15 protein-coding genes and 1 pseudogene are annotated in these 18,386 nt (G+C 66.2%); 12 read left to right on the top strand and 4 right to left on the bottom strand.

Annotated features, from left to right (window positions below; all coding sequences use genetic code 11):
* Nucleotides 1-190 precede the first annotated feature (190 nt).
* Nucleotides 191-2,056 carry a DUF4012 domain-containing protein gene (locus tag E3O49_RS05590; RefSeq protein WP_134451133.1) on the top strand — a complete coding sequence of 622 codons (1,866 nt, stop codon included), beginning with the start codon at nucleotides 191-193 and terminating at the stop codon, nucleotides 2,054-2,056.
* Nucleotides 2,057-2,070: 14 nt separating this feature from the next.
* Here the strand turns inward: E3O49_RS05590 and E3O49_RS16495 are convergent, their stop codons facing one another.
* On the bottom strand, nucleotides 2,071-2,217 hold the full coding sequence (locus E3O49_RS16495) for a hypothetical protein (protein ID WP_158251972.1): 147 nt from the start codon (nucleotides 2,215-2,217) through the stop codon (nucleotides 2,071-2,073).
* Between the two features lie 116 nt (nucleotides 2,218-2,333).
* On the opposite strand from E3O49_RS16495, the gene E3O49_RS05585 reads away from it, so the two are divergent.
* Together E3O49_RS05585 and E3O49_RS05580 are read left to right on the top strand one after the other, a co-directional pair.
* Nucleotides 2,334-3,647 carry a UDP-glucose dehydrogenase family protein gene (locus E3O49_RS05585; protein ID WP_134451131.1) on the top strand — a complete coding sequence of 438 codons (1,314 nt, stop codon included), beginning with the start codon at nucleotides 2,334-2,336 and terminating at the stop codon, nucleotides 3,645-3,647.
* A complete protein-coding gene (locus tag E3O49_RS05580) occupies nucleotides 3,644-4,690 on the top strand; it encodes an LCP family protein (RefSeq protein ID WP_244285255.1) in 1,047 nt (348 codons plus the stop codon). Before E3O49_RS05585 ends, E3O49_RS05580 begins: the two co-directional genes overlap by 4 nt.
* A 114-nt stretch (nucleotides 4,691-4,804) precedes the next feature.
* Here E3O49_RS05580 and galE read toward each other — a convergent pair whose 3' ends face one another.
* Nucleotides 4,805-5,797, bottom strand: coding sequence for a UDP-glucose 4-epimerase GalE (galE, locus tag E3O49_RS05575; RefSeq protein WP_134451129.1), 993 nt, complete (start codon nucleotides 5,795-5,797; stop codon nucleotides 4,805-4,807).
* A 74-nt stretch (nucleotides 5,798-5,871) separates the two neighbouring features.
* On the opposite strand from galE, the gene E3O49_RS05570 reads away from it, so the two are divergent.
* The 7 genes from E3O49_RS05570 (at nucleotide 5,872) to E3O49_RS05540 (ending at nucleotide 14,641) form a co-directional block, all read left to right on the top strand.
* A complete protein-coding gene (locus E3O49_RS05570) occupies nucleotides 5,872-6,066 on the top strand; it encodes a hypothetical protein (protein WP_134451127.1) in 195 nt (64 codons plus the stop codon).
* Entirely contained in the window at nucleotides 6,050-6,562 is a 513-nt protein-coding gene (locus tag E3O49_RS05565; protein ID WP_134451125.1) for an LCP family protein, read from the top strand. The genes E3O49_RS05570 and E3O49_RS05565 overlap by 17 nt, the downstream gene beginning before the upstream one ends.
* A 153-nt stretch (nucleotides 6,563-6,715) precedes the next feature.
* Entirely contained in the window at nucleotides 6,716-7,126 is a 411-nt protein-coding gene (locus E3O49_RS05560) for a HEPN domain-containing protein (protein WP_160141030.1), read from the top strand.
* Between the two features lie 505 nt (nucleotides 7,127-7,631).
* On the top strand, nucleotides 7,632-9,896 hold the full coding sequence (locus E3O49_RS05555; protein ID WP_174235681.1) for a HelD family protein: 2,265 nt from the start codon (nucleotides 7,632-7,634) through the stop codon (nucleotides 9,894-9,896).
* Between the two features lie 159 nt (nucleotides 9,897-10,055).
* Nucleotides 10,056-11,792, top strand: coding sequence for a DUF4012 domain-containing protein (locus tag E3O49_RS05550; protein WP_134451119.1), 1,737 nt, complete (start codon nucleotides 10,056-10,058; stop codon nucleotides 11,790-11,792).
* Nucleotides 11,793-12,143: 351 nt separating this feature from the next.
* Nucleotides 12,144-13,685: an HNH endonuclease signature motif containing protein gene (locus E3O49_RS05545; RefSeq protein WP_134366866.1), complete on the top strand. Its 1,542-nt coding sequence runs from the start codon at nucleotides 12,144-12,146 to the stop codon at nucleotides 13,683-13,685.
* A gap of 182 nt (nucleotides 13,686-13,867) precedes the next feature.
* Entirely contained in the window at nucleotides 13,868-14,641 is a 774-nt protein-coding gene (locus E3O49_RS05540; protein WP_134451117.1) for an HAD-IIB family hydrolase, read from the top strand.
* 10 nt (nucleotides 14,642-14,651) lie between these two features.
* On the opposite strand, the pseudogene E3O49_RS17040 reads toward E3O49_RS05540, so the two are convergent.
* Nucleotides 14,652-14,786, bottom strand: a pseudogene (locus E3O49_RS17040) (UTP--glucose-1-phosphate uridylyltransferase); the annotation flags it as partial.
* 136 nt (nucleotides 14,787-14,922) lie between these two features.
* Here E3O49_RS17040 and E3O49_RS05530 point away from each other — a divergent pair.
* On the top strand, nucleotides 14,923-16,020 hold the full coding sequence (locus tag E3O49_RS05530) for an LCP family protein (protein WP_160141029.1): 1,098 nt from the start codon (nucleotides 14,923-14,925) through the stop codon (nucleotides 16,018-16,020).
* 150 nt (nucleotides 16,021-16,170) lie between these two features.
* Nucleotides 16,171-17,307 (top strand): LCP family protein, encoded by a 1,137-nt coding sequence (locus E3O49_RS05525; protein WP_160141028.1) that lies wholly within the window; start codon nucleotides 16,171-16,173, stop codon nucleotides 17,305-17,307.
* A 255-nt stretch (nucleotides 17,308-17,562) separates the two neighbouring features.
* Here E3O49_RS05525 and E3O49_RS05520 read toward each other — a convergent pair whose 3' ends face one another.
* A complete protein-coding gene (locus E3O49_RS05520) occupies nucleotides 17,563-18,114 on the bottom strand; it encodes a VanZ family protein (protein ID WP_160141027.1) in 552 nt (183 codons plus the stop codon).
* Between the last annotated feature and the right edge of the window lie 272 nt (nucleotides 18,115-18,386).

Genomic DNA, 18,386 nt, shown 5'->3' with positions numbered 1-18,386 from the left:
GGTCAATAAAATGGGGTGCGGTCATCGCGTGTACTCCTTCGGAAAAGACTTGATCGGTCTTTCCAAGAATCACGCGGTGGCCGCCTCACATCGGTGCAATACGCCCATCAGGGCCGGGTTACACCACGCTATTGGACGCAACCGCCCCGGCAGTTTTCTCGGCCGGGCCTCGACCTGATTCAATAGCTCAGTGACTGAAACAAGAACCCGCTCGGGCGATCGGAGACGAGTTATTCGCAGCAAGCCCCAGTTCTATCGTCGGTGGTGGTTCTGGACGGCCATTGTCGTCGGTGTTGTCATGGTTGCCGGAGTCTGGGTGGGGAGTCGGGGGCTACAGGCGAAGGCCGAACTGGAAGACGCACTGCCACTGGCCTCAATGATCAAGACTCAGCTGCTTGCGGGAGACTCAGCGGCGGTGTCCGCATCGGTGAAGACCATGGCAGGGCACACCGCCCGCGCCCGCGAGCTGACCGGCGATCCTGTGTGGCGTGCCGCGGAGTTCGTTCCCTTTGCTGGGGCCAATCTCGCAGCCGTGCGAAACCTAGCCGATATCGCCGATGACGTGGTCAGCGGCGCGGCCGTCCCGTTGGCTGCGACCGCAGCGACGCTGAACCCTGCAGCGTTGAAGCCCACCGACGGCGCCATCGATCTTGGGCCGATCGTTGCGGCGGGAGAGACTCTCAACCAGGCAAGCAGAGTGTTCTCGGTAGCGGAGAAACGGGTCAGTGGCGTCGACACCGGTGCGACCATCGGGCAGGTCACGGCAGCCGTAGACGAATTCCACGGCTTCTTGACCAGCATCACGCCGACGTTGGCGTCGGCAAGTCAGATAGTTAACGCGCTTCCAGACGCCCTTGGTGGGCACTCCCCGCGCAACTACGTAATCGTGTTTCAAAACAATGCGGAAGCACGGGCGCTCGGGGGCACATCGCTCTCGTTCGCCCTTCTGACGATTGACCAGGGTCGCGTCACCCTGGGCGACGCCGTGCCGGCGGGATTCGGGAACTTCGCGTATTTCCAGGAATCTGTGATCCCGCTGCCTGAGGGGGTTGATGCGCTCTACGGTTCGGAGTTCGGCCGGGCCATGTCGAACGTCACCGTTCGCCCCAGCTTCGAGAGCGCAGCTTCGGTGACCGAGGAGATGTGGAAGCGCCAGTTCGGCACCGAGATCAATGGCGTCATTTCGGTCGATCCAGTTGCGCTGGGATATCTACTGCGGGGAACCCCCCCGATCCCGTTGTCGACCGGGGACGTTCTCACGAGCGAGACACTCGTGCCTCTCCTGCTCAATGGGGTCTACATGCGCTTCTGGTCCGGGGACACGTATGTCGATGCTGACGCAGACAACGCTGCGCAAGATGTCATCTACGCAGAAATCGTCGCGAAGACGTTTGACCAGCTTCTAGGTGGTGGCGTCGATCCAAACCAGCTGATGTCGGCACTTACCCAGGCCGCGACCGAGCACCGGGTGTTGATGTGGAGTCCCAAGGAAGAAGAACAAGCGATCTTCGAGTTTCTCGGGGTGGATGGAGCCTTGCCGAAGAGCGACGAAAAGACAGATCGGGTCGGGGTCTATTTTCAGGAAAACGTTGGCTCGAAGATGAACTACTACCTGAAGCAATCCGTCAGCCTCGGCCAGGCTGCGTGCCGGGCTGATGGGAAGGCATCGTACCGCGTCGGGGTTGACCTCACCAATGAGATCCCGGCCGATGCGGCGACATCGGTTACCCCGTCCATTCTTGGTGAGTTCGCCCGGGAGAAACTCAAACGCGGTGTGCAGCGCATGATCGTCATGGTCTACGCCCCGCCCGGTTCGCAGATCGTGGGAGCGACGGTTGACGGTGCTCCCGTGCAGCTCGAATCGTTCCACGACACCGACTACCCGGTGGCGAAGCTGATCGTGAGCATGGAGCCCGGCGCCACGTCGAAGATCACACTCGACGTGGTGGCGGCCGCAACCGGCACGAAGGCGCTTGAGGCCGAGGTCACCCCGATGGTGAACCCCACGACGATCTCGGATCTGCCTCTCGACTGCGCCACTGTCGCGGCGGGGTAGTCGGGGCGGAGGGGCTACAGGCCGATGGCGAAGGCCGCGTAGCCGATGACGCCGGCGGAGACCGCAGCGACGGCCAGAAAGGCGTACTGCAGTCCCTTAGTGCTGCGACCTCGTCGCAATAATGCCTTGTGGCCCATCTGCTCGGGCCTGATTTTAGTCACAATTTTCACTGTAGTGCTGCGGTGACACCAGACTCGCGGTTTTCCGCCCCCAAAGGAGGGGGTTGGGCCGCCTCGCCGGATGCCCGAGGTTAGGCTTCAGGGGTGGAGAAGACGATATGAAACTGTCCGTGATCGGCTGTGGCTACCTCGGGGCCGTGCACGCGTCGGCGATGGCCGAGTTGGGCCACGACGTGGTGGGCATCGATATCGATGCCCGAAAGATCGACCAGCTGGCCGCGGGCACACCGCCGTTCTACGAGCCGGGCCTGCCCGAGATTCTCACCTCGGCCATGGCGTCGGGTCGGCTGCGCTTCAGCACCGACATTGCGGATGCCGCCGGCGCGCAGGTGCATTTCGTCGGGGTCGGCACCCCGCAGAAGGCAGGCAGCCACGCCGCCGATCTCAGCTACGTCGACGCGGCCGTGCAGTCGCTGCTGCCCCACCTTGCGGCCGGTGACCTGGTTGTGGGCAAGAGCACGGTGCCGGTCGGCACCGCCGCCCGCCTGGCCGGCGTGATCGAGGCATCCGGCAGCGGGGCCACCCTGGCCTGGAACCCCGAGTTTCTGCGCGAGGGGTTCGCCGTGACAGACACCATCAGCCCGGACCGCCTGGTCTACGGGGTGCCCGCCGGCGCGGCCGGCGAGCACGCCACCGCGCTGCTGAACGAGGTCTACGCGTCGGCGATGGCCGCTGAGACGCCGCTGATCGTGACCGACTACGCGACAGCGGAGCTCGTCAAGGTCGCCGCGAACGCGTTCCTGGCCACCAAGATCAGCTTCATCAACGCCATGAGCGAGATCGCCGACGTTTCCGGGGCGAACATCACCGAGCTGGCCGACGCCATCGGCTTCGACAACCGCATCGGCCGCCGCTTTCTGAACGCGGGCGTCGGGTTCGGCGGCGGCTGCCTGCCCAAGGACATCCGTGCGTTCACCGCCCGCGCCGAGGAACTGGGCCGGGGCGAGTCGGTCTCCTTTCTGAAGGAGGTCGACGCGATCAACATGCGCCAGCGGCAACGGGTGGTCGCGATGACCCTGCAGGCCCTGGACAAGCCCGTCTACACGGCCAAGGTGGCCGTGCTCGGCCTCAGCTTCAAGCCGCACTCCGACGACGTGCGGGACTCGCCGGCCCTCGACGTGGCCGTGCAACTGCGGGGCCTCGGCGCCGACGTGGTGGCCACCGACCCGCAGGGGATTGAGAATTCGCGGTTGCGGCATCCGCAGCTCACCTATTCGGCCAGCATCGAGGAGACCCTGCGGGCCGCCGACGCGGTGGTGCTGGTCACCGAATGGGCCGAGTTCAAGCAGATCGACCCGGTCTGGGCGGCCGCGCTCGTGCGCGTGCCAATCATCATCGACGGCCGCAACACCCTCGATGCCGCAGCCTGGCGCGCCGCCGGCTGGACCTACCTGGGGCTGGGGCGACCGTGACCGCCGAGTCGTCTGGCGCACCGGCGCCCCGGCGGAAACGCCGCGGGTGGCGGATCGCGCTGATCGCCATCGCCGCCGTCGTGCTGCTCGTAGGCGGGGCCGCGGGCGTCTACGCCTGGACGCTCAGCAATACCTTCGACAGTCAGACCGTGAAGATCCCCGACGTGTTCCCCGACGAGGCGTCACGGCCGCCGGCGGCGACCGGTGATGCGGCGACCGGCGATGCGGCGACCGGGCAGAACATCCTTCTGCTCGGTTCGGACACCCGCGGGGCGAACGACGGATCGATCGCCGACCTCACCGGCCAGCGCTCGGACACCATCATGGTGGTGCACGTGCCGGAGAACCGCGAGAACATCTATGTCATGTCGATCATGCGTGACAGCTGGATCGACATCCCGGGTGAGGGCGAGGCCAAGATCAACGCCGCCATGAGCTACGGCGGGGTTCCCCTCGCCGTGCAGACCATAGAGGGTCTGCTGGGTGCGCGCATCGACCATGTGGCCATCGTCGATTTCACCGGGTTCAAGGGCATCACGGATGCCCTGGGCGGCGTCGACATCGACAACCCGGTCGGCTTCGACTCGTCTGCGCTGCCGGGGCGCTACTTCGCCGAAGGACCCCAGCGCCTGAATGGTACGGACGCGCTGGCGTTCGTGCGGGAACGGTACGCCTTCGCGGACGGCGACTTTCAGCGGGCCCGCAACCAGCAGGCCTTCATCAAGGCCGTGCTGGGCAAGTCGCTGACGGCGGAAACCCTCACCAACCCTGCCCGGATCAGCGATCTGGTCGGGGCGATTGCCCCCTACCTCGCCGTTGACGACGGGCTGAACTCCGCCTACGTGGCCGGGCTGGCCGTGCAACTGCGCGACGTGCGCCTGGGCGACGTCACGTTCTTCACCCTGCCGACGACGGGCACCGGCACCTCGCCCGACGGCCAGTCGATCGTCGTGATCGACCAGGACAAGCTCAAGGCCGTGCAGCAGGGGTTCCAGACGGACACCCTCGACGCCTACCAGCCCGAGGAGCAGACGATCGAGTGATGGGCGAGCCACGTCGCCGGATGAGAGCCCCGACATCCCGAGGACCCCAGGCTCTGTGCGCGCGAAGAACCCGCCCGTCAGCGGCGGGGGAAGGACCGCGGAACGCTTGCAATATCAGTGTGTGGCACGTGGTTTTGCTTTTCTTAGTAATTGGTGGGATTCCCAAGCGGACCTGACGATGTCCGAAAGATCGAGTTGGGACACCCAGCCGACTGTGTTGGCAATTAACTGAGCATCGGCTACCACAATTGCCGGGTCTCCAAGACGGCGTTCCCGTCCATGGGGGGTAAGAGCAACCCCTGTCTCGCCCAGGATAGCGTCGACCATCTCTCGAACGGAGAAACCCTTGCCCGATCCGACGTTGAAGATATCGTGGCGGGGGTCCCCTACAGAGAGACTGTCCAGCGTTGCGAGATGGGCCTTGGCCAAATCGAGCACGTGTATGAAGTCCCGTATACATGTGCCGTCCGGTGTGGCGTAGTCCTCACCGAATATGAGGGGAGAGAGGCCTTGATCAATACGTTCAAACACCATCGGGACGAGGTTGAGCACGGCTGTGTCACCGAGTTCGGGCCAACCAGCTCCAGCTACGTTAAAATATCGCAGGCTGCAGGCACGAAGTCCAAGAGATTTCACGGCAGCGGCCACGAGCCATTCGCCGACGAGCTTCGTCTCCCCGTACGGGTTGATCGGTTTGGTTAGGGTGTCCTCGCGGACGCTGGCGCCTTCGGGTGCACCGTACACGGCAGCCGAAGATGAAAAGACCAACTCCGAAACGTGGGTGTTTTCCATGGCGATCAGAAGATGAGCGAGAGACCCTACATTCTGCTGGTAGTACCAGGCTGGTCGATCTACGGACTCGCCTACTTGTTTGCGCCCCGCAAAGTGGATAACTGCTCGTACGCTGTGGTCGCGCATGATTTTCTCAAGCGCTTCGGTGGAATCTGACCGAGATAGATCCATCTGAAACAGAGGAACCCCCGGCACCCGGCTTCGGTCGCCTGTGACGAGGTCATCTACAATTACCACTTCGTCACCTCGTTCGCGGAGGAGCCGGACGACATGGGAACCAATGTATCCGGCACCGCCGGTGATTAAAACTGTCACCAGCACATTCTAGAGGCGGCTGGTGAGGACATCTCTTCGGGTGGGCCTTGCCTCGGGAGTTCGTGAATCAGCGAATGCAAAATTCAGACCAAATCGTCGCCACTCTCCGGAGTAGATTCAGGCCTTTCTACGCGGGTTTTCTGCATACCGGTGACTGGGCGACCGACGGGTCCATCGCCGACCTCACCGGCCAGCGCTCGGACACCATCATGGTGGTGCACGTGCCAGAGAACCGCGAAAACATCTACGTCAATGTCGATCATGCGTGACAGCGGCGTTGACATCGACAATCCGGTCGGTTTCGACTCGTCTGCGCTGCCGGAGCGCTACTTCGCCGAGGGACCCCAACGCTTGAACGGCACGGAGGCGCTGGCGTTCGTGCGGGAACGGTATGCCTTCGCGGATGGCGACTTTCAGCGGGCCCGCAACCAGCAGGCCTTCATCAAGGCCGTTTTGGGCAAGTCGTTGACGGCGGAAACCCTCACCAACCCTGCCCGGATCAGCGATTTGGTCGGGGCGATTGCTCCTTACCTCGCCGTTGACGACGGGCTGAACTCGGCCTACGTGGCCGGGCTGGCCGTGCAGCTGCGCGACGTGCGCCTGGGCGACGTCACGTTCTTCACCCTGCCGACGACGGGCACCGGCACCTCGCCCGACGGCCAGTCGATCGTCGTGATCGACCAGGAGAAGCTCAAGGCCGTGCAGCAGGGGTTCCAGACGGACACCCTCGACGCCTACCAGCCCGAGGTGCAGACGATCGAATAGCGGCCCGTTGCCCGCGCAGGTCGCTCCGGCCGCGTCGGAGCGAAGCATCCGCCCATGAGCTGGGAAAGATCGCGAGGTGCCGTGCTGCGGATCACGCCGTGGCACCCGTCTTAGTGAGTTGCAATCCTGGCTGTCTCACGCGATGCTTGGCGAGTGCATCGTGAGGAATGGCAAGAGTTGGCCGTGACGAGACTGGCGGAAGCAGAGTCGTTGCTGCTGGCTGGCCATTGGTCTGGTGCCTACTACTTGTGCGGCTATGCCGTCGAGTGTGGCATCAAGAGCCGGTTGGCCACTCAATTCAAGGCTGAGACGACCCCAAACAGGGCGTTCGTGAACGACATCCACGTTCATGATCTGGCGAAGCTTGTGCGGCTCGCCGATCTGCATAGTTCTCTCCTCGCTGAAAGCGCTACTCATCCAGGCTTTGAAGTGGCTTGGTCAGTTGCGAAAGACTGGAACGAATCGAGTCGCTATCGAGTCTGGGAAGAGAGCGAAGCACGGGACATGGTGCGATCAATTGCTGATGAGCACGGAGTGTTTGAATGGGTGAAAAAGCAATGGTAGACATCGACCTTGAGCTCGCGCACCGAACTCTGGACCTATTGGCCAAACGCAAATTCTCTGTCGGCGCTGCACTGTTGGTGAGAGACGATAGCGGAGACCAATTCCTGCATGTCTACTCCGGAATAGTTGACATGCAGGGCCCTGCGGACTCTTATAGGGCGCTTCAGGCCGCACTTGCGGGCGTCGGCGGCCTGGTTCCACTCCGTTCCATTCGCCTTCTTCCATTCAAGCGCCCCGAGGCTCAAGCTCTGCGCGGAGCTATCGCTGTTGAGGGCGGGTCCAGTGTTCAGTTGCGGGATTCCCTCATAAATGGGTACTTCTTCGACGACGTTACTCTGCTGAAGACGCCACCTTCGTGAGTTGAGGGCTCGCACGGGAGCACGTGTCAGCCTGGATCTTGCCTGCACCCGGCACTTCGCCGGGTCGGTCTCTTTGACAACTTTTCTGGCTGGAACACGTTTCACGCGCGAGTAAACTTGAGGCTCGGATTTCAAGGGGTGTGCGAGTGGTCGACCAGGAGCTTCAGCGGGAACAGCAGTATGTGGCGAACCTGTATGCGCGTCTCGACGCGTTGCAGCGGGAGGCCGAGCAGCAGCTCGTAGCCGTGCGGCGGCTCGACGTGGGCGGCAACCACCAATCGCGGTCCGAACGCGACACGTTCGCGCGGCTCTACGAAGACCGCATCGTGCAGCTGCGCGAGGTGGACGACCGGCTGGCGTTCGGCCGGCTCGAAGTGGCCGCCGACCCTTCTTCTTCTGACTCTTCTTCCGGTGAGGACGAGACGGATGCCTCCGTCTACCGCTACATCGGCCGACTGGGTCTGCGCGACGAAGACCTGCAGCCTCTGCTGCTGGACTGGCGGGTGCCGCAGGCCAGCGCGTTCTACCAGGCCACCGCGGCCACGCCGCTCGGTGCCCGCGCCCGCCGGCACCTGCTGTCGAAGGGCCGCGATATCGTGCGCATCGAGGACGAGATCCTCGACGCCGCGCTGCTCGAGGGCGATTCGGCAACCGTGCACCAGGGCGAGGGCGCACTGCTGGCCGCGCTCACCGCCCAGCGCACCGGGCACATGAGCGATATCGTCTCGACGATCCAGGCGGAGCAGGACCGCATCATCCGTTCAGACCTGAAGGGCGTGCTTGTTGTGCAGGGCGGGCCGGGCACCGGCAAGACGGCCGTGGCCCTGCACCGTGCGGCGTACCTCTTATATACGCATCGGGATCGGTTGAAGAACTCGGGTGTGCTCATCGTGGGGCCGTCGGAGTCCTTCCTCAACTACATCGAGGCGGTGCTGCCGTCGCTGGGGGAGACCGGGGTGGTGCTCGCATCTGTCGGCCAGCTTTACCCGGGCGTCGAGGCGACCCGAGAGGATGCCCCGGCCGTCGCCGCCCTCAAGGGCCAGACCTCTATGGCGCGGCTGATCGAACGCGCCGTGCGCTCGCGGCAGTGGGTGCCGGCCCAGCCGCAGGTGCTCGTGGTCAATGGTGACCGGCTGACACTGCACCCACACCTGATCGAGACGGCCATTCACCGGGCGCGGGCCACCGGCAAGTCGCACAACGAGGCCCGGGTCACGTTCGTCAAGAACGCGCTCGGCGCCCTGGCCAAGGAGTGGCTGGCCCAGCTGAAGAAAGACGGCCGGTCGATGGACGACACCGACCTGCCCATGCTGCGCGAAGACCTGCGCCTCGCCGACGACGTGCGGGTGGCGCTGAACACCGCGTGGCTGCCGCTCACCCCCGAGAAGCTGCTGCAGGATCTCTATGCGCGCCCGCAGTGGCTGGCGCAGCTCACCCCCACCTGGACGCCCGCCCAGCGTGCGCTGCTGCAGCGCCCGCGCGGCGCCGAGTTCACCATCTCCGACATTCCACTGCTCGACGAGGCGGCCGAGCACCTCGGCGAGTACAACGTCGTCGACGCGGCCCTGAAGCGCGAGCAGAAGGAGCAGCGCAAGCGCGACGTGGAGAACGCCGAACTGGCGATCTCGAACATGGAGGTGAAGGGGCTCGTCAACGCGAAGGCCCTCGCCGACAACTTCGCCGAGCTGGGCGACCGGGCCACCACGGCCGAGCGCGCGGCCCTCGACCGCTCCTGGACCTACGGCCACGTGGTCGTCGACGAGGCGCAGGAACTCTCGCCCATGCAGTGGCGCCTGGTGTTGCGGCGCGGCCCGCTGCGCTCGTTCACGATCGTGGGTGACATCGCGCAGGCGGCGTCAGCGGCCGCCGCCTCGAACTGGCGTGAGGCCCTCGCGCCCCTGCTCTCCGGGTCGCTCGAGGCCGACCGTTGGCGGCTCGAGGAGCTCACCGTGAACTACCGCACGCCCAGCCAGATCGCATCGGCCGCGGAATCCATGGCCCTCGCCCACGACCTGCCGATCACGCCGGCCCGGTCGGTGCGGGCCAGCGAGTGGCCGATCGAAACGGTGACGGATGTCGCCGACGCCGTGCGCCGCGAACGCGCCCTGGGCCTCGGTGGCACCGTCGCAGTGATCGTGCTCGAGCCTGCGCTCGCCGGGGTCCACGCTTCCTTGGTCTCCTCGTTCGGGCCCTCCGTTGTGGGCCTCGGGGCGGAGGGCCTGCTCAAGGAGATCGCGCTGCTCACCCCGCACGACTCCAAGGGACTTGAATTCGATGCCGTGGTGGTGGTGGACCCGGCGGGGATCGTCGCGGCGTCCGAGCGCGGCGCCGGCGCGCTGTATGTGGCCATGACCCGGCCCACCCAGCGCCTGTATCTCGTGGCGACGGGGCCGCTGCCCGCCGGGCTTTAGTGCTGGGGCCACTTCTCGCGCCGGCCGATACTGAGCTCACAGCCGGCATGGGTTAGCGTTCGTAGGTGACTGAATCAAGCGACGACCGCGCTGCCACCGCCCCCCACTTGACTGCAGAGGATCACACGCCGGCGCCGCTGGCCGTGGATCGTAGTCGCCGTGCTGGTCGGGCTCGTCATACTTCTCGCCATCGCCGGGGGCTGGGTGGGTTCCCGGGCACTGGCGGCCAAGGCCGAGCTCGAGAAGGCGCAGACTCTCGTCGGCACCCTCAAGAGCCAGGCCACGGCGATGGATTTCACCGGCCTCGGTACCACCTCCACGAAGCTCTCCGCGGCTACGGGCAAGGCCGTCGACCAGGCCCATGACCCACTCTGGCGGGCGGCGGAAGTCGTTCCGTTCGCCGGCGCCAACCTCACCGCCGTGCGCCAGATGGCAGAAGCCATCGATGTGGTCGCGCAGGACGCGGTCGCGCCGGTCGCGACGGTGGCGTCGGGCCTCAGCGCGGCGTCGCTGAAACCCGTTGACGGCAAGATCAACCTGGCGCCGATCGTGGACCTGAACGCGGCCCTGACAACGGCGAGCACGGCGCTCGACTCGGCGGCGGCATCCGTGGGCGCGATCAAGCTCGACGGAACTATCGACGAGGTCAGCGCAGCCGGCACCAAACTCTCCACCATGCTCGACGGCGCTGCGGCCACGATCGGAGAGGTGAGCTCGTTCACCTCGGTCGCGCCCGCCATGATGGGCGCCTCGGGGCCACGAAACTACATCTTGATTTTCCAGAACCTTGCCGAGACCACGGCGCTCGGAGGCACCGCAGCGGCCTTGACCGAGGTCACGGTCGACGACGGTTCGATCAGCATCGGCCGGCAAGCGTCGAGCCAGAGCTTCGTACGAGACGACGCGCAGTCGGCTGTCGCCGAAGACCCAAAGCTTTCTTCACTTTTCACCCCGTTGATGTTCACCAGGCTGAACCTCGCAACCAGCCGGCCTGATTTCCCGACTGCTGCGCAGATCACTCAGGCGTTCTGGCAGCGTGACCTCGGCGGCACCGTCGACGGCGTCATCTCCATCGACCCGGCGGCACTCGCGCACATGCTCGGCGCCACCGGACCGGTCACGATGAGCACGGGTGACGTGCTGTCGAAAGACAACGCCGTGTCCCTGCTGCTCAACGAGATCTACTTCCGCTACCAGGGCAAGGACGGCCCCGATCAGACGGACGCGTTCTTCGCCGAGGCCGCCAAGACCATGTTTGACGCCGTGACGAACTCTCAGGGCGACCCGCAGGACATGCTGAAGGCCGTGACCCAGGGGGTCACCGAGCACCGCATCATGGCGTGGAGCGCGCACCCCGACGAGCAGAAGATTCTCGAGCGCACCCCGATCGCCGGCATTCTGCCCACGACCAACAGTGACTCGACTACCACGGGCGTGTTCTTCCGTGACATGTCTGCATCCAAGCTGGACTTCTACCTCGAGACTGCCGCGACCCTCAGTACGAACGTCTGCACCGCCGAGACCCCCACATTCACTACGAAGGCCAACCTCCGCTCCACCCTCACGCCCGAGCTGGCCGCCAAACTTCCGGGCTACGTGGCCAGCGCGCCGTGGGGCGCCAAACAGTTCCGCACGGAGGTCTTCGTTTACGGCCATCCCGGCACGACCTTCGTGTCGTCGTCGATCGATTCCGCGAAAGGCGCCGACCTCGAGCTCACGACCGACGACCTGGGCAGGCCGGTGGCCCGGTTCTCGGTCATGCTGAAGCCCGGCCAGTCGAGCGCGGTAACGGCCGTCTTCGCCGGCCCGAAGGGCACCTACGCGGCTCCCGCCCTGCAGACCACCCCGATGCTGCACCCGACGACGGTCACCCTCGACGCCCCCGGCTGCCAGTAGCCGCCGCGGCTCGCCCCTCGACGCCCCTGTCAGTAGCCGCCCCTGCCAGTAGCCGCCCCTGCTCGCGCTGCCCCTCCCTGGCCCACTCCCCACTCACGCCTGCCTGCGGTTTGCGCCGGTCATCCTACGAGCCCCGCTTCCTTCGCCGAGCCGTGAGTTTCGACCCTGTTTCTTGCTTGAAGAGGGTCGCAACTCACGGTTCGGCGCCGTCTCGGGCCCGGTTCTGCGGCGCCTCGCCGGCCATCGAGTCCCACGAGTAATACCAGCCTCATTAGTAACTAACTGCGAAACATTTTGATAAATAGTTGAGACAGTCTCGACAACACGTACGCTTTTTGCTAAAATCGGGGCATGGCAGGAGCATCCGCACCGCAGTCACCAGCCGCCCCGGCAGAGGCGGCAGATTCACCTGCGCAGCGAATCGAGCAGGCCGCTCGGGCAATAGCCAAAGCCCTCGCTGACATAACGTTATCGCTACTGTCCGACACCGATGCCCTGGCCGTGCTCGGCGCGGTCGAGCACCTCGGCCGCAGCGTGGATGCGGCACGAGTCTCCACTGCAACGGATGTCGCGGACCGCTCCCGTAGCATCCTCGGCCACGATTCCCTGGCCTGGAAGCAAGGGGCGAGCAACGGCATCGACCTCATCACGCGCCTCACCCGGGTCTCCGCGCGAGAGGCCAACCGTCGCGTGCGGCTCGGCGGGAACGTCGGCCAGCGCCGGGCCGGCACCAGCATGCTGCCCCCGTACTATTCGACTGTCGCCGCGGGCCTGAGTGCAGGCGATCTGGGCGTGGACGCTGCCGAAGCCATCGTCACCACCCTCGACAAGGTCAGTCCGAGCGTCGCTCCAGACGACCTCCTCACCGCTGAGCGGGCCCTGGTTGCCGCCGCGACCGGCGCTGTGACCGAGGAGACCCAGGGGCTGCCGGGGGAAGGGTTCGCGTTCCCGGCGGACTTGATCCGGGGTATGGCCGTGCAGTGGCAGGCGCGGCTCGACCCGGACGGCACTGCGCCGAACGAAGACGTCGCCGAGCCGCGCAGCACGGTCGGGTTCGGCCTGCTTCGCGACGGCCTCTACCCCCTGCGGGGAGCGGTCACCGCGGAGCTCCGCGGCATCATGAACGGCATCTTCGACACCTATCTCTCCGCCCACGCGGCACCCGCATTCCCCAGTGCGGAGGAGCAGGCGCTGATGGATTCCGGGGAGCTCATCCCCGGCGCCGAGGCCGCCGCCCTGAGCGACGACCGGAACGGCGGCGAGAAACGCGCGGACATCCTCCGCGGGGTGTTCGAGGCCGCGTCGCGCGCACCGGGAACCCCGAAGATGGGTGGGGCCGCCCCGACCGTGATGGTGCACGTGAACGCGGTCGACCTCGCCGATGAGCACGGGGTGGGGTGGATCGACGGGGTCGAAGCCCCGGTGTCGATGCGCACCGTGAATCAGCTGATCTGCGCCGGCGGGTACCGCAAGATCCTCTTCGGCGTGGACGGGGAGGTCCTCTACCTCGGCGGGAAGGAAAGATTCTTCACCCAGGCCCAACGCCGCGCCATCGCCGCCCGCGACGGCGGGTGCATCATCCCGGGTTGCCAGGTGAACGCGGCCTGGGCGGAGGTGCACCACATCATCCCGTGGGTGAACCACGGCCCCACCGACATCGACAACGGGGTGCTGCTCTGCTGGTTCCATCACCACAGCATCGAGACATCGGGGTGGTTGATCCGCATGGTCCGGGGCAAACCCGAGGTCATGGCACCGGTCTGCTTCGATCCCACCCGCACCTGGGTTCCCGGCCAGGACCACCGCGCCCACCGGGCCAGCGGTGCCGGCCGCGATCGCAGCGCCCGCGCCCCGGCTCGCGCCCACCCCAGCGCCACAGATTCGACCCACTAACCGTCACCAGTCCAGCTGCTCGAGCCCCGCCCCTGCGCCGTGCCCGCCCGGTTCGTCCTCTGAAACCCGCGCACGGGCATCCGTCAGCCCCCGGCTGTACACTTTTTGCGGGCGTCGCGCATAGGTGACGTCAAGCTCCGAGCCGCAATGCCGGCTTTGCGCCAATTAAAGGAACCGCACACATGACGACCCTTCCCCGCCTGGTGGCCTTCGATCTCGATGACACCCTCGCCGCTTCCAAGTCCCCACTCGACCCGCGGATGGCCGCCCTTATGGTTCGCCTGCTCGGCGCCGTCGAGGTCTGCGTCATCTCCGGGGGGCAGATCGCGCAGTTCCACATGCAGCTGATCGACAACCTCGAGGGCGTCAGCGATGAGGCCCTCGAGCGGCTGCACCTGATGCCCACCTGCGGCACCCAGTACTTCCGCCACGTCGACGGATCCTGGACCCAGATCTACGCCGAATACCTGACCGAGGCCGAGAAGACGGATGCCCTCAACGCCGTCGAGATATCCGCGCGTTCGCTCGGCTACTGGGAGAGCAAGACCTGGGGCCCGATTCTCGAGGACCGCGGCTCGCAGATCACCTTCTCCGCTCTCGGCCAGGCGGCCCCGGTCGCCGCGAAAACCGCGTGGGACCCCACCGGCGAGAAGAAGAACGCCCTGCGCGAAGCGGTGCAGGCGCTGCTGCCCGACCTCGAGGTGCGCTCCGGCGGGTCCACGTCCGTGGACATCACCCGGCGCGGCATCGACAAGGCCTACGGCATGAACAAGCTCGCCGTGCTCACCGGGGTGCCCCTCGACGAGATGCTCTTCGTCGGCGACCGCCTCGACGAGAACGGCAACGACTACCCGGTGAAGGTGCTCGGGGTCGAGTGCGTCGCCGTGGAGGGCTGGGAAGACACCGCCGCGTTCCTCGAGACGCTGATCCCGCAGCTCGAGGCCGTCTCCGCCTGACGGATGGCGCTCAGCCGAGCCCCGCGACAAATTCGTGCAGCCACGGTCGCAGGCCCGGGCCGAGGTCCTCGCGGTCCACGGCGAGTTGCACAACGGCCTTGATGCAGTCCAGTCGGTCGCCGGTGTCATACCGGCGACCGCGGAAGTGGCCATCAGCGCAGGTTTGGGGCGCCGTTCTCTCCTGGGCGTGACGTGTTTCGGGAATGGCCCGTATCCGGGGGGAAAAGGCCGGGCTATGGTGTCGTCACCGTTCGCTCGAGCGGCCACAGGAGGTAACCCGAATGCCGAACGGAAAGAACGCACAGCGCCCTGAAACGACCGGCCCGTTCCACCGGGCTCCGCGCAAACGTTACCCCTGGCGCATCGCCCTGGCCGTGCTCGGCACGGTGCTGGTGGTCGCAGTCGCCGCCGTCGGAATCTTCGCGTTCAGCCTGACCCGCGCCTTCGACGGCGGCACCGAGAAGATCTCCAACGCCTACCCGAAGGAGGCGTCCCGCCCCAAAGCCATCACAGCGCCGCAGGGCGCTGCCACACCGTCCTCGGCGCAGGGCGCAGTGCCCGCGGGGCAGGCGCAGAACATCCTGCTGCTCGGATCGGACACCAAAGGAGCCACGGGGACACAACTTGCCAACGTCAGTGATGAGCACTCGGACACCCTGATGGTGGTGCACGTGCCGGCCGATCACAAGAACCTCTACGTCATGGCGATCCTGCGCGACAGCCTGGTCGAAGTGCCCGGGCACGGGCAAGCGAAGATCAGAACGGCTATCTCCCTGGGTGGGGTGCCGCTGGCTGTTCAGACCGTGGAAACCCTGCTCGGCGCCCGCATCGATCACGTGGCCGTGGTCAATTTTTCCGGGTTCGAACAGGTGACGGATGCCCTGGGCGGAGTCGACATCAACAATCCGATCAGCTTCGATTCAGACCACCTCAAGGGGCACCACTTCGATAAAGGCTCCCAGCACCTGACCGGCGCGGAGGCCGTCGCGTTCGCGCGCGAGCGGGCAGCGTTCCAGGATGGCGACGTTCAGAGGGTGCGCAACCAGCAGCTCCTTATCAGCGGCCTGCTGATGGGGGCGATGCGCAATTCCATGCTGTCCGATCCGGTGAAGACGTCGGGTCTGCTGGGCACGGTCACGCCCTTCCTGGCCGTTGACGATGGCCTCAACTCCGCCTACCTGGCCTCCCTGGCCTGGGCGCTGCGGGACGTGCCGGAAAAACAGGTCACCTTCTTCATGATGCCGATCGCCGGATCGGAAGCCTCCTCAGACGGTCAGGCGATCGTGCACGTGGACTGGGCCCGGCTCGCGGTCGTGCAGCAGGGTTTCCAGACCGATACCTTGGCCGCCTACGACCGCGAGTTGAAGACGATGCGGTAGCAGCCCTCGATCTTTGCCCCCATGGATCGGCGGATGCCGTGGCGTGCGCAGTGCGGGCCCCGGGCGTCGGGAACGGCCCATATCCGCCGGGAAAAGGTCGGGCTATGGTGTCGTCACCGTTCGCTCGAGCGGCCACAGGAGGCAACCCGAATGCCGAACGGAATCAACGATTTTCTGCGCCACAAACACCCCGGCCCGGCGCACGCAGCGCCGCGCAAACGTCATCCCTGGCGCATCGCCCTGGGTGCGCTCGGCACGGTTCTGCTGGTCACCGTCGCCGCAGGCGGCGTCTATGCGTTCAGCTTGACCCGCGCCTTCGACAGCGGCACCGAGAATATCTCGAACGCCTTCCCGGAGGAGGCCTCCCGCCCGCAGGCTGGGCAAGCGGCGCCGGGCACGGCGGGCGTCGCCGCAGCGAATGCCCCCGCCGCCGCCCTCGACCCTTCCGCGGTCCTGGGCGGGGTGCCCGCTGGGCAGGCGCAGACCATCCTCCTGCTCGGATCGGACACCCGCGGCGCCACGGGGAAGGACCTCGCCGGCATCCGTGGTGAGCGATCGGACACCATGATGGTCGTGCACGTGCCGGCCGATCGCAAGAGCCTCTCCGTCATGTCGATCATGCGCGACAGCTGGGTTGAGGTGCCAGGGCACGGGCAGGCCAAGATCAATGCCGCGCTCTCCTGGGGCGGGGTGCCGCTTGCCGTGCAGACCGTGGAAAACCTGCTCGGCATCCGCATCGATCACGTGGCCGTGGTCGATTTTTCCGGGTTCGAACAGGCGACGGATACTCTCGGCGGCGTCGACATCGACAACCCGATCGCCTTCGACTCCTACCATCTCAAGGGGCACCACTTCGAAGCGGGCTCGCAGCACCTGAATGGTGAGGAAGCCATCGCGTTCGCGCGGGAGCGCTACGCGTTCCAGGACGGCGACTTCCAGCGGGTGCGCAACCAGCAGCTCATCATCAGCGGGCTTCTGACCGCGGCCATGCACAGGTCCGTGTTCGCCGATCCGGTTAAGCTGTCCGGTCTGCTGAAGACGCTCACCCCCTTCCTGGCCGTGGATGACGGCCTGGACTCCGCGTACCTGACCTCGCTGGGCTGGGAGCTGCGGGATGTGCGGGAGCCGCAGGTCACCTTCTTCACGATGCCGACCGATGGAACGGGAACCTCCTCCGACGGCCAGTCGATCGTGCACGTGGACTGGGTCGGCCTCGCCGCCGTGCAGAAGGGCCTCCAGACCGACACCATGCGCGACTACCAGCCCGAGCTGCAGGCGAGGGGCTAGCCGGGGGCCGGGCTGTCGCGCATAACTCCTGCAATTTGTGGCAGAAAGGCCGTTTTGGGGTCGAACCCGGCCTGTTCCGAACGATCTGCAGGAGTTATGCACGACGGATCCGCGCTGCCCCCAACTACCCATTGTTCTGCGGCCCCCTGTGGCGAATTCAGGAGAAACCCGGCCCCGGCCATCCGCCGCCCCATGTTTTCGGCGCTGAGGCCGGCGTCCACCCCGGCTCTCCTGAATTAGCCACCCGTTGGGCAGCTAAACGCCCGTCGCCCCGCGAGTCGACCTGCGAGCCGATCCCGCCAGCGCCAGCGCCTGCAGCAGCGGCAGCAGCATCAGGGCGAGCACGGCGCCCACGGCCGCACCCGCCGTGTTCGCGACCACATCGGATAGGGTGGCGAACCGGGCCGGCAGGAAGATCAGCTGGCCCAGCTCGATCGTGCAGCTCGCCGCGAAACCCGCCAGCACGGCCAGCCACCAGCGGCGCGAGCCGGCCAGGATCACCACGATCATCCCCACCGGGACGAACAGAACGACATTCGCCATGAACTCCACCAGGTCGTAGCGCACCCAGCCCGGAGCGCCATGCCCCTGCAGCCAGCCGAGGGCGGCCAGCAGAAAATCGTGCGCGTCCCGGTCCACCGGTGTCGGCCAGAATGCGATCAGGAGTAGTGCGACCAGATAGGCCAGCCCGAGTCGCAGCGCCCACCGGCGCAGCTGGGCCCGCCCCTGCGAGTCCGCGGCGGGCGTGCCCGAAGTGGGGGAGCCGGGGAGTGGTGCGGCGGGAGAGTCGGGGTTCAGGCCGGCCACGTCATCACCTCTCGGGGTCTGAGCGGTCGGCCCCCGACGACCGTGCCGGGTGGAGGACCGCAACACTGTCGGATTCACCACCCTAGACGGGTCGGTCCGCGCATGCCAGTCGGCCCGGCCCCGCTCCCAGTCTGGCCCCGCGCAACCTCCGACCGCACCGCACCCAACCTCCGACCGCACCGCACCCAACCTCCGCCGGCCCCGCGCCCGACCGTCGCCGACCGCCGGCCCCGCGCCCGACCGTCGCCGACCGCCGGCCCCGCGCCCGACCG

This window comes from Cryobacterium shii, assembly GCF_004402595.1.
Classification (GTDB): domain Bacteria; phylum Actinomycetota; class Actinomycetes; order Actinomycetales; family Microbacteriaceae; genus Cryobacterium; species Cryobacterium shii.
The sequence above is the reverse complement of the archived record's forward strand: the minus strand, read 5'-3'. Positions and strand labels throughout refer to the sequence as shown.

Excerpts from the sequence above, each read along its gene's own strand:
- E3O49_RS05585 (WP_134451131.1), top strand. The coding sequence starts at position 2,334 with ATGAAACTGTCCGTGATCGGCTGTGGCTACCTCGGGGCCGTGCACGCG.
- E3O49_RS05570 (WP_134451127.1), top strand. The coding sequence starts at position 5,872 with ATGCAAAATTCAGACCAAATCGTCGCCACTCTCCGGAGTAGATTCAGG.
- E3O49_RS05565 (WP_134451125.1), top strand. The coding sequence starts at position 6,050 with ATGTCGATCATGCGTGACAGCGGCGTTGACATCGACAATCCGGTCGGT.
- E3O49_RS05545 (WP_134366866.1), top strand. The coding sequence starts at position 12,144 with ATGGCAGGAGCATCCGCACCGCAGTCACCAGCCGCCCCGGCAGAGGCG.
- E3O49_RS05540 (WP_134451117.1), top strand. The coding sequence starts at position 13,868 with ATGACGACCCTTCCCCGCCTGGTGGCCTTCGATCTCGATGACACCCTC.
- E3O49_RS05530 (WP_160141029.1), top strand. The coding sequence starts at position 14,923 with ATGCCGAACGGAAAGAACGCACAGCGCCCTGAAACGACCGGCCCGTTC.
- E3O49_RS05525 (WP_160141028.1), top strand. The coding sequence starts at position 16,171 with ATGCCGAACGGAATCAACGATTTTCTGCGCCACAAACACCCCGGCCCG.